General features: G+C 60.5%; 11 protein-coding genes and 1 pseudogene. 6 read left to right on the forward strand and 6 right to left on the reverse strand.

Annotation, left to right across the window (positions count from 1 at the left end; all coding sequences use genetic code 11):
- Positions 1–130 precede the first annotated feature (130 nt).
- Together PMES_RS02970 and scpB are read left to right on the forward strand one after the other, a co-directional pair.
- Positions 131–1015, forward strand: coding sequence for a DUF1403 family protein (locus PMES_RS02970; RefSeq protein WP_093412187.1), 885 nt, complete (start codon positions 131–133; stop codon positions 1013–1015).
- Positions 1016–1018: 3 nt separating this feature from the next.
- Complete coding sequence (gene scpB, locus PMES_RS02975) at positions 1019–1615, forward strand: SMC-Scp complex subunit ScpB (RefSeq protein ID WP_093412185.1); 597 nt, start codon at positions 1019–1021, stop codon at positions 1613–1615.
- Between the two features lie 16 nt (positions 1616–1631).
- Here the strand turns inward: scpB and PMES_RS16960 are convergent, their stop codons facing one another.
- Genes PMES_RS16960 through PMES_RS02995 form a run of 4 tightly spaced genes read right to left on the reverse strand, consistent with a single transcriptional unit; the run spans position 1632 to position 5122 of the window.
- The gene (locus PMES_RS16960) at positions 1632–2642 is read right to left on the reverse strand and encodes a TniQ family protein (protein ID WP_131815007.1); all 1011 of its coding nucleotides are present in this window, start codon (positions 2640–2642) and stop codon (positions 1632–1634) included.
- Positions 2639–3505, reverse strand: a complete 867-nt coding sequence (locus PMES_RS02985; RefSeq protein WP_093412196.1) for a TniB family NTP-binding protein — start codon at positions 3503–3505, stop codon at positions 2639–2641. Before PMES_RS02985 ends, PMES_RS16960 begins: the two co-directional genes overlap by 4 nt.
- A 16-nt stretch (positions 3506–3521) precedes the next feature.
- Positions 3522–4892 carry a TnsB C-terminal domain-containing protein gene (locus PMES_RS02990; RefSeq protein ID WP_038147408.1) on the reverse strand — a complete coding sequence of 457 codons (1371 nt, stop codon included), beginning with the start codon at positions 4890–4892 and terminating at the stop codon, positions 3522–3524.
- Positions 4889–5122, reverse strand: coding sequence for a hypothetical protein (locus tag PMES_RS02995; protein ID WP_009573530.1), 234 nt, complete (start codon positions 5120–5122; stop codon positions 4889–4891). The genes PMES_RS02990 and PMES_RS02995 overlap by 4 nt, the downstream gene beginning before the upstream one ends.
- A gap of 249 nt (positions 5123–5371) precedes the next feature.
- On the opposite strand from PMES_RS02995, the pseudogene PMES_RS03000 reads away from it, so the two are divergent.
- A pseudogene (locus PMES_RS03000) lies at positions 5372–5551 on the forward strand (DDE-type integrase/transposase/recombinase); the annotation flags it as partial.
- A 98-nt stretch (positions 5552–5649) separates the two neighbouring features.
- On the opposite strand, the gene PMES_RS03005 reads toward PMES_RS03000, so the two are convergent.
- Together PMES_RS03005 and PMES_RS03010 are read right to left on the reverse strand one after the other, a co-directional pair.
- Positions 5650–6516 (reverse strand): LysR family transcriptional regulator, encoded by an 867-nt coding sequence (locus tag PMES_RS03005; RefSeq protein WP_009573532.1) that lies wholly within the window; start codon positions 6514–6516, stop codon positions 5650–5652.
- On the reverse strand, positions 6513–7508 hold the full coding sequence (locus PMES_RS03010; RefSeq protein WP_009573548.1) for an NAD(P)-dependent oxidoreductase: 996 nt from the start codon (positions 7506–7508) through the stop codon (positions 6513–6515). Before PMES_RS03010 ends, PMES_RS03005 begins: the two co-directional genes overlap by 4 nt.
- Positions 7509–7650: 142 nt before the next feature.
- On the opposite strand from PMES_RS03010, the gene phnC reads away from it, so the two are divergent.
- From phnC to phnE, 3 genes are read left to right on the forward strand one after another with little or no spacing between them, the layout of a single operon-like run.
- Entirely contained in the window at positions 7651–8409 is a 759-nt protein-coding gene (phnC, locus tag PMES_RS03015) for a phosphonate ABC transporter ATP-binding protein (RefSeq protein ID WP_236549677.1), read from the forward strand.
- A 23-nt stretch (positions 8410–8432) separates the two neighbouring features.
- The gene (phnD, locus tag PMES_RS03020) at positions 8433–9308 is read left to right on the forward strand and encodes a phosphate/phosphite/phosphonate ABC transporter substrate-binding protein (RefSeq protein ID WP_009573550.1); all 876 of its coding nucleotides are present in this window, start codon (positions 8433–8435) and stop codon (positions 9306–9308) included.
- Between the two features lie 24 nt (positions 9309–9332).
- Positions 9333–10157 carry a phosphonate ABC transporter, permease protein PhnE gene (gene phnE, locus PMES_RS03025; protein WP_009573551.1) on the forward strand — a complete coding sequence of 275 codons (825 nt, stop codon included), beginning with the start codon at positions 9333–9335 and terminating at the stop codon, positions 10155–10157.
- The last annotated feature ends 554 nt before the right edge of the window (positions 10158–10711 follow it).

Consider the following 10711-nt stretch of genomic DNA (forward strand, 5'->3'; position numbering starts at 1 on the left):
CCATGTTTCTGAACCTATCATTTTTACGTCCGATAACACAAGGTTATCGGACATCATGGCAAAAGATAGAGCGAGGCGTTTTCTGTGCTATTTTCTGGAGCAAAGCGCCGCGATGGTTTAGGCTTCAGTCATGACATTTGCCCGACCGGAACACTCCATCGACACAGACACTCTACCCCGGATGCCCGCATGGGTCACCTCGGCACGTCCTGAAGCCTTTGAAGATGTGGCGTTTTTATCGGGCGCGGCGCTGAACCACCTGCATCTTGTGTTGGGACGCGAAGAGGTCCCCAAAGCCTTGTTGCGGGATCGGCTGGCGCTGCGAGCGGCCGAGGCATGTGTCGGGTTTTCTGGTCGTCTGGAAAGAGCCCCAGAGCTGCGCGACGCGATTCATCTTCTGCGCCCTGGCGATCTACCTGGCCCGGCAGGGGAGACATATCTTTCTTGGCGTCGCGCCGCTGAACGACCGGTGTCGGTCAAGGCTCTGGGCCGAGCCTTGCCGGCCTTCGAGCCGGGCCAGATCGCGACGTGGCTCGATGCGGGGGAGGGGGCGCCGGTCAAACGAGCAGCACTGGTGCTGGATGCTGTCCTGACGGAGGCACCCCGTGCCGAAGTCCCGGCGTTGATCCTCGCGGACTCCGCCCTCGCCCAGGCGCTTGGTTGGGATCATGTCGTGCCGCTGCTGGCCGCGGGTTTGAAACGCACAGACCTGCGCAAGCGGGGTGACGATTTGCGCCTGGCCTGTCATCGCGCGCTCATCTCATCGACCCGCGAGGCGGTGCGTCTCGCCGCAGACCTCGCGCGGCGGACGGCGCATCTCAAAGCGGTCGCACCAAAGCTTCGGGCAAAGGGGGCAGGCGACGCCGTCGACATGTTCCTGACCCGCGATGCGGTGGCACCCGGTGCCCTGCCCTTGCCGGACCGCGCCGCGCGGCGTCTCTGCGACCGGCTGGTTGACCTCGGGGCGGTGCGCGAACTGACTGGCCGCGACACCTTCCGGCTCTACGGAGTCTGAGCGATGGTCAAGGATGGACTCGACACCGAGCTTGACCGCGAACTATCCGACCTGCCGCCGGAGTTGCGCTGGCGCGAATGGATGCGCCGGATCGAGGCGGTGCTGTTTGCCTCTGCCTCGCCTGTACCGCGCGAGGATCTGGCGCGCATAGTGGGGCAGGGGACTTCGGTTGATCTGCTGGTCGAGGATCTGGCCGCCGATCTGGAGGGGCGGGCGTTCGAGATTGCCATGGTTGCTGGCGGCTGGATGTTCCGGACGCGGCCTGTTTACGCGCCTGCAATCCGCGCCGCTGCTGATGTGAGCGACCAACTGCTGGACCTGAACGAGTTCGACGTGGCGATTTTGGCGGCGATCGCCTACCACCAGCCGATCACCCGCGACGGGCTGAAGGATATCTTCGGCAAAGAGATCAGCCGCGACCTGATCGGGCGGCTGCATGCACACGGTCTGATTGGAACTGGGCCGCGCGCGCCGCGTCGTGGTGCCCCCTATACCTTCGTGACCACAGACGCGTTCCTCGCAGCTTTCGGGCTGGAGAGCTTGCGCGATCTGCCAGACGCTGAACAGCTGAATGATGCCGGGCTGGCCGCGCGCGCCTGAAACTCACCGGGAATTTTTACAGCGCTTGCCGCTGCTGATCGAGCCGCGCGGCCGCCTGAACGAGATCCGCCAAATTCGGGCCAGCGGTGTTAGAGCAAGGCCCAGCTTTGGGCCGAGGCAGGACGGCATCGCTGAAAGATGTGACCAGTCCGCCCCAAGCTGGCGCAACCTGAGCGACGCGTTTCCAATAAATGATCGCGGAACTTCTTCGCGTTCCGAACGGCGTCGATTGCCCGTCCGTCAATTGCCAAAACAGCTGATAGCGATCCCGATGAGAGAGGCGCGCGATGGACATTGGCCGTCGACTAAATTGAAAGCAGGCTGATCCAAGAAGGTCCGGGAGTGATCGCCCCTCTGCCATTCGATGCCCTGATGCCTGCAGACGAAGCAGATCGTCGATCAGACGCTCCAGACGCCGAACTCCGTTGGCGGCGGGACGGGTGCGTTTGCAGAGGGCCGCGCCGCACCAGGCGCAGATCTGATGCGGCACAAGACGCTTCTGGCTGAACGGAGCCAATCCGCCCCCGCAAGATGGGCACCTGTCCCGAAGCCGACAACCGTGGTGAAAGCAAGAAACGCGTGTCGCGAGGCTCCAGCCTCGGCGAAAATAGGGCGTTTCGTCTTCCGTCAGACAAGCGGGACAGAACTGCAGCCAGGTAACCTGCCTCCTGGGTGCGCAACTCTGCTGAGGCGATGCCCGCAGGGGCAAACGCAGCCGGGCCAAGGGGTCAGGGGCAATGGTCAGAGCCGCGATGTCTTCCACGGGTATGCCGGTATGCTCTCGCAGAAACTGCAGGATGCGATCGGGCAACGCCCGATCAAGCCGCGCCGACCAGTTCTCACCCGGCGCTCCGAGAAGCGTGCCAAAATAGTGCGGAGGTATGCCGTTCGCGTAGGCGAGGCGGTGCAGCCAACTCGACAGAAGTTCACCTGGTGCGGGCATAATGCTCACTGGCCAACGGCTTCCCGCCACACTTTCATACCGCTCTGCAGGTGTGACGGATATCTCGGTCGGCCCAAACCTCATGTCATATCGTGACGCAAAGCGGAATTACGGCGCCTCGAGAGAGGCACATAGCCGAGGTCCCACAGGGTTGCGCCCGTGATCCGGCCCTCACCGCGCGAGATTGCCGCCACTGCGGCACGGGTGACGATCTCGACAACCTCGCCGATCAGCCCCTCTGACAGATCATGGATGATCTTCGCCAAGGGTTCGCGCGACAGATCGGAGGCTTCGGCGAGCGGCAGACTGGCTTCCAGGCTGTCGAGAAGCGTCGCGAATTCCTCGTCATACGGCCATCGTGGAATGGGGATCGTATCGAAACGTGAGCCCATTTCGTCCGTATCATGAACCGCATCGTAGATCGCGATTTCGCCGACAAGGACGGGTGAGATGTCATGCACCCGTGCGATCCGCCGCAAGAACGAGAAGATGGCCTTCACATCCTGGCGCCGCCCGCGCAACGCGCTGTGGAACTCGTCGAATATCAAAAGGCGCGGCTTCAGGCGCTCGAGAAGATGATCGACCTGATCGCCGGCGCGGGACAGGCTGCGCCAGCCAGCGGCTTGTGGTGCGCGCAATCCGGACAGGATGCTGGCATAGAAATGCGACAGCCCTGCACCTTCCCGGGTCTGGATCACCCACACCTTTTGTTGGTCGGCGGCACGCAGATGTTCGACGGCGAAGCGTTCGGCGATCATGGTCTTGCCGTTGTGGTAGGGACCGGCAAGCAGCAAACCGCGTGGGCGCAGGGATCGCGGTCGCTCGAGCAGCAGTCGCATCGCGTCATGCGCCGCGCCGGCCGCCGGATGGCTGATCCAGCGCGGCGCGCGCACATGGGCGATCCGCACTGCGTCATCGGCCTGCAAGAGTGGGACGGTGGCGGACATGAGGTGGTCCGGCACCTTACCAATCCTCGACCGGGAAGACGCGCCGCGGACGATCCGGGTCGAGCTTTGCCTGGGCCGAGGCGGAAGGCGCAGCGAAGTCGGCATAAGGCTTCTTTGCCTCGGTGGCATGCCGGGCGCGGGTCATCTCCTTCAAACGGCTTTTGGGGGTTTTGGCGGCGGCAACAGTTGCGGCGATTTCGCGTCGGATCGCTGATGCCTCCTGCACAGGGCGCCGCTGGATTTCGCGCCGCCTCTGTCGATCCGCCTGGTGCTGCCAGAGCGTGATCGGCTCGGCCAGTCCGTCCCGTCGCCTGACCGGCCGCCAGGCATGGGTATCCGGATCCTTGACGTAGACATGGCTGATGTCGCGAGGATCATAGCACAGATCCAGCGGCTCCAGCCGGTCACGACGCGCGACCAGCGGGCCCAGCCAGGGCTCGAAATAGTCGATGGCGAAGAGAGTGATGCCTTGAGGTGAAATTTTTCGCGTCTTGCGCGGCAGGAAATTCAGCAGCACATCGACAGGTGCATCGATCGGCTGGTCTTTCGGCTGGAACCGATCTTCCCACTCCTTCTCCGGAACGGTCAGCTTGCGCGCATTCTGGCTCAGGTTGTGGTCGATGATCGCGAGCGCGATGCAGCGTTCAAGATCCGCGAAGCTGAGCCGTGCCCGCGCTTCCGAGGCATAGTCGCCCCGATCCGCGATGGAACGCCCCGTCTTGCCCGGCAAAGCCCGCAGCGCCGTGTTCACTTTCCCCAGCAGGCGTTCGACGACTCCGCCCCGATGCACGGTGCCCTTGTTCCGCATGCGAATGGAAATGCCATAGTCCGCGCATCCTCTGCTGAAGGTGCTGCTTTGGAATTCCTTGGCGGAATCGACGACGATCTGCTTTGGGCGACCGTGCATCGGCCAAGCATGATCGATACTGCGTTCTGCCAGCCAGTCAATCTTGCAGCACATCGCGTGCGCCAGACAAAGTGCCACAGACAGTCGCGACGGCCGCTCGAGGGTCAGGCAGAAGCCGATGATCGCGCTCGTCGCCACATCGGCAGCGATGGTCAGGTATGGCCGCCCGACTAAGACACCGTGGTCATCAATAACCTCGACAAACTGGATGTCTGCCGGCGTGTGATCGATCTGGACAACGTCGAGCGCGTGGTTAGCCCGGATGTAGCCCGGTCGCGGCTTCAGCCGGTGCAGGTGTTTACTATCCGACAGGCGGCGGCGGGCAATTTCTTCCGGGGTGAACAGGATGGGAATGCGCCGGGCGACAGTGACATAGGCGGGCGGAGTGTGCCCTTCCTCTGCGCAGCGGGTGCGGATCTCTTCAACGATCGGTGCAAGGTCCGGCTGCTCCGGGCGCAACCACATCTCCCGCAGGGTCACCGCGATGATGTTCTCGACTGCGGGGTTGATCCTCGGTTTAGCAGTCGCACGATGGCTTTTGTGTTGACCGTCGCTTCCAGAACGATCTCGTCCTCCACATTTAGCCGCTTTGCAAATTTCAGGATATGCTCGCGCTCAAGCTCCAGGCGACCGGCATCCCTGATCTTGCCGTTCTCCAGGATCGCCACTTGTGCGAAGGTACGATGCACATCGAGGGCAATGATCTTCATGATTGGCTCCTTTCAATGTTCAAAAACAAGGGAGCCAGCGGGCCACACGACAACTACGGATCCGCGCTCGCAGCGCAACCGGGCAAGTCGAAGGGGCGGCCAGATAACAACTCGAGCTCTCAGCTCATGAGATACTTCGGCCTGCCCGCCATTCGTGCTCCCAACACCCCAATCCCGGTGGGTCAATTCTAACCCACATCGAGGTATTATAAACCTCCGATTGGGGTGCCGAGATCATTCATGCCGGATAACAACATCGTTGAGCAGGATCACCGAGGCGTAAAACGGCGGATCAGGCCGATGTTGGGCTTCAAGTCATTCAGATCAGCAACTGCAACTTTGGACGGTATAGAAACGGCACACATGATCAGGAAAGGAGAGTTGGGAAGTGGTTGCCCCTTCGAGATCTATGCCAGTCTTGCCGCGTGACGCGCAACCGAGGAAGCGTCTTTCTTGGCCACACTGAACTTTGCGACGGAACCCCCTCTGTGACTAGCGCGTCGATCCAATCTATCCGGGTAGGGTCGTCAGTCGGACTCAAGTAGAAACTTGAAAAGCCGGGCCGCTGGGCCGGTCTCGGCGCTTGATGTGATTTGCGCGATGAAAAACTGCTTTCTCAAAGGCATTCCTTCGAGCCTTGCTCGTGCCAGCGAGCCCGAAGCAATTTCGCCTCGCACCGCCGTCTCCAGCACGATGGACGCGCCCAGACCGGCGGCCACGCTGCGCTTAACTGCCTCGGTCGAGCCCACATTGCCGATGGTGTCGACATCTTCTGCTTGGGGCCCTAGTGCTTCTGTCAGAAGGGTGCCGGTCCCGCTGCCGCGCTCGCCGCCCAGCATCTTGAGCGTCTTGAGTTCGGCAAAGCTGATCTCTTCGCGCGTGGCAAGTGGATGATCGCTTGGCAGGATGACGATCATTTCATCGCTGAGCCAAGGAGCCACCGTTACGGCGGGGTGGGAAATTGGCCACTCCATCGCGGCGATGTCGATCTCTTCGGCCAGCAACATCTGCGCAACGCGAGGGTTTGGGGCTGAGATGACCTCCCATCGCATCTGCGATGATGTCTGTTTGAGAAAGGATGCCAGCGCATCCGGCATGAAGTATGATGCGATGTTGCCGCTGCACCCGATCTTGAGCGACTCGGATAAAACGGCGGCCTGTGCCCTTTGAGTGGATGTAAGAATCTGCTGTGCATGTGGCAGGAGTCGCAGCCCGGCGTCGGTCAGGCGGCTGCCGCTATGGCTGCGCTGGATCAAGGGCGCGCCTAAGTCCTCCTCCAATTTCTTGATATGTTGCGACAGGGTAGGCTGCGCGATGCCGATCCGGACGGCGGCAGTCTGGAAGCTGCCGAGTTCGGCCAGCGCGACGAAGCTTTTGAGAACAGTCGGGTTCACGTCTCGAGCACCTCGGGATTGACGGCGTGGCGCGGCCGCTTGCCAGAAAGAAAGGCGATGATCTCATCGGCGGCCTCGGCTGCAATCTGGCGGCGCACCTCGCTGACTGCCGATCCGATATGCGGTGTCAGAACCGTTTGGTCACAGGCGAGGAGCGCTGGATGAACTTGCCTTGGCCGATCCGGGCGATGCCAATCCTCCATCTCGAACGTGTCCGCGGCATAGCCGGCAAGGCGGCCTGTGTTCAGCGCCTCCACGACGGCGGCCTCATCCACCAACGATCCGCGCGCGGGATTGACCAGATAAGTCCCTTGTTTCATCGCTGCTAGAAAAGATACATTCACGATGTGCTTGGTCTGGTCCGTCAATGGCAGCGCAAGGATGATGAAGTCAGACAGGCGGGTGAGATCATCGAGCGGAGCGTACTGCGCATCGAGAGCTTTTTCCGTCGTGGGGTCGAGGCGATTTTCGTCGAAGTAGATGCGCCGGCCTCGAAAACCCGAAAGGAGCCGCATTGTCTCGCGGCCCACTGCACCGCCGCCGATGATGCCCACGGTCGCGCCTTGCAGGCTGCCACCATAAAAATTGGGCCGCCACCCGGCGAACGTTCCTGACCGTAGATGCGCGTCTCCCGCACGCATGTTCCGTGCGAGCGCAATGCTGAGGCCAATGGCCAACTCGGCCGTCGGCTCGGTCAAAAGGTTCGGAACATAGGTCAACAGCACCCTGGCATCTGTGCAGGCCCGCTGATCAAGATTATCGAAGCCTTTCAATGCGCCGGCAATAATCTTCAATTTGGGGCAGGCGTCCAGAAATGGGCGGTCGACGCACTCGGTCATGAAGGCCATCAACGCCGATGCATCCGCGCAAGCCGCACGCAATTCGTCGTCGGCGAGTGGATCGCGCCCCTCGCTGGTCACGACATCCCCGTGCGCTGAAAGGCGTGCCAGCGTCTCATCTTCGATCCAGTTGGGCACTACAATTTTGACCATTATCCAACATCCTTAGCTGCGATTTTCCAATCACTAACAGCAAGGAACATATATCGCAATATGTAATAAAACTGTCATATATATTGCGTATCAAAGAACTAACAGAAGGAGAATCGGTGCGATGGATGGGTCAATGAGTATTATGGGACGTGATATTCTGAGCGTCGACGATGTCGAAGTCGTGTACCCGAACGGCACACGCGCACTCAATAAGACCACCTGCCAATTCATGGACGGGGAAGTGACCGTCCTTCTTGGTCCGTCGGGCGCCGGTAAGTCTACGCTTCTTCGCACTCTCAACCTGCTGACCCAGCCAAGCGCAGGACATATCGTGACATCGGCGGGCCAGCAGTTGAAGTCGCGCCGCGATATCCGGTTTCATCGGCGCGACACCGCCATGATCTTTCAGCAGCACCAACTGATCGGCCGCCTGAGCGCTCTGCGCAATATCCTCATGGCGCGTCTCGGTCGCCATTCTGTCTGGAGCAGTTTGGCAGGCTTTTCGCGCGCCGAGAAACACCTTGCGCTGGAATCTCTCAGCCGCGTGGGCCTCTTTGACAAGGCGCTGACACGCTGTGACAGCCTTTCGGGTGGCCAGCAGCAGCGCGTCGGCATTGCGCGCGCGCTCACGCAGGAGCCAAAGCTGATCCTCGCGGACGAGCCTATCGCATCGCTCGATCCAGCATCTTCGGACCGGGTGATGAAAATCCTCCGCGACGTATGCCGCGAAGACCGAATTCCCGTCATTGTCAGCCTTCACCAACTCGATTTTGCCAAGGCCTATGCCGATCGCATCATCGGCCTCTGTGATGGTGACATCGTTTTTGACGGACCGCCCTCGGCACTGGATAACGCCGCGCTGTCGCGCATCTACGGCGCGCCGGCCGATACGACCAACTGATCTTTCAACTCTTGGAGACTGCCATGAAGAATATCGCAACTCTCACCGCCATGCTGCTGGCCTCAACAGCCGCATTCGCAGCAGGCGATTATGATCCGGACACTTTGCGCGTCGCGCTGCTTCCTGATGAAAACGCCTCGACCGTGATCCAGGATAACAAGCCGCTGGCCGCGTATCTTGAAGAGAAGCTCGGCAAGGATATCGAACTGATCGTCACGACCGATTACTCTTCGATGATCGAGGCGATGCGCTTTGGCCGCGTGGATGTCGCGTATTTTGGGCCGGCCTCCTACACCATCGCCAAGGCCAAGATGGCGGATGGCGATCTGGACATCGAGCCGTTCGCCGCGCGCGTGACGGATGGAAGCACCACCTACCAGTCTGTCCTCATTGCCAATGTCGAAAGCGGTATCGACTCGATCGACGATATCGAAGGGTCGGGCATCGATGTGGCTTTTGGCGATCAGGCATCCACCTCGAGCCACTTCGCGCCGAAATACACGATGATGCTCGAAGGCGTGACGGAGGGCGATGACTATACCCAGAACTTCACGGGCGCGCACGACGCGGTGGCGCGCAACGTCGAGCTGGGCAATGCCGCTGTCGGCGGTCTGAGCCGTCCGATCTACGAGAGCCTGCTGGCCAAGGGGTCGGTTGATGCATCGAAGCTGATTGTCATCGGTTACTCCGCCGATATCCCACAATATCCTTGGGTTATGCGCACCGACATGACCGAGGCGCTTGAAGACTCAATCAAGGACGCCTTCCTGACGCTGGAGCCAGGGACCGACGCGGGCGATGCAGTCCTGACGCCGTTCAAGGCCGACGGGTTCGCAGCAATCACGGATGCCGACTACGACATCATCCGTGACATCCGCAAGAACCTGCAAGCCGACTGAGAATGCCCGAACTAGGAGACCGCCATGACCCGCCTCTTGACTGCCCAGCCTGCGCTGACCAACGCTGAAGATGTGCTGGCCGAGGACAGCAAGGGGCGGCGAAAGCTGCTCCTTCAAATCGCCGTAGTCGCCGCGATCGTCATTGTATCGCTATGGATGACCGGGATGCTAGATCGGAGCCGGTTGACCAGCGGCTTGCCGGCTATCGGTATCCTCGGCACTGAGATGTTCCCGCCGGATTTCGGCCGTTGGCGCGACTGGGTAGGACCCCTTGTCGAGACGCTGGCTATGTCTATCGCCGGCACGGCGCTGGCGGTCGCTCTCTCTTTGCCACTGGGCTTCTTGGCCGCACGGAACACATCGCCCAACAAGGTTATCTACCAAGTCTCGCGGGTCGTCCTGAATACGCTTCGCTCGATCCCAGAATTGATCATGGGTATAATTTTCGTTGCAGCTGTAGGGTTTGGCATGTTGCCTGGTGTTTTGGCCCTTGGCCTCCATTCGGTTGGAATGGTCGGAAAATTCTTTGCGGAGGCCATCGAGCACGCGCATCCTGCACCGATTGAAGCGACCGAGGCGTCAGGAGCCACGTCAATGCAAGTCATCCTGCATGGCGTCCTGCCTCAAGTCTTTCCGCAATTCGCAGATGTGAGCATGTATCGCTGGGAATATAATTTTCGAGCCTCGACCGTCATGGGTATGGTTGGTGCAGGCGGTATCGGCACTGAGCTCGTCGGCTCGCTCCGCCTTCTGGACTACCCACAGGTGTCAGCGGTTTTGCTGGTCATCCTCGCCTGTGTGACCGTTGTGGATATACTCAGCAATATGCTCCGTGCGAAGTTCCGGTGATTTAAGCAGATGCCAAGGTGATTTGCTCGAACAATGAGCCATCACCTCAACGGTTCAGTTTTCTTTCATGCCAGCTTGTTGCATGGGTCAAAATATGGGTGCAGGCGCCCCTTTCCCCGAACGACTATGCGGCACGTTTGAAGACCGCATGACCGAGGCGGGTCATGCGGTTGAGGGTCTTTGTGGCGCCCGATCTGGGCTTCGACGAGGGCTCTGCGATTGTATCCCGTTGCTGACTACCCTGCCATTCGGCCATGCTCGGCGATATGCTCTATGTGAGCGTTGCGCCCATCGCGTAGGCCGGGAACAGCGGTAATTAGTGGCGGGATGGTGATCTCGACATCGGGTCAGAACTTTTGGGTCAAGCAATCGGAAACTACGGTGCCATCATAAGCGGCGTCCGCCAGAACGCGGGTCACCTAGCTTGCGATCCCCACGATGAGGTCGGGCAAGGCGGTTTCGTCGCCGATTGTATAGGGCGGTTGCAAATTAGGCCACGGTAGCGCCGGTATTTTGCCGGGGCGGGCGGCGCAAAAGTCGTCCACTTTTGCTCT

Origin of the sequence: Profundibacterium mesophilum KAUST100406-0324, from assembly GCF_009835145.1 — a bacterium.
GTDB classification, from domain to species: Bacteria; Pseudomonadota; Alphaproteobacteria; order Rhodobacterales; family Rhodobacteraceae; genus Profundibacterium; species Profundibacterium mesophilum.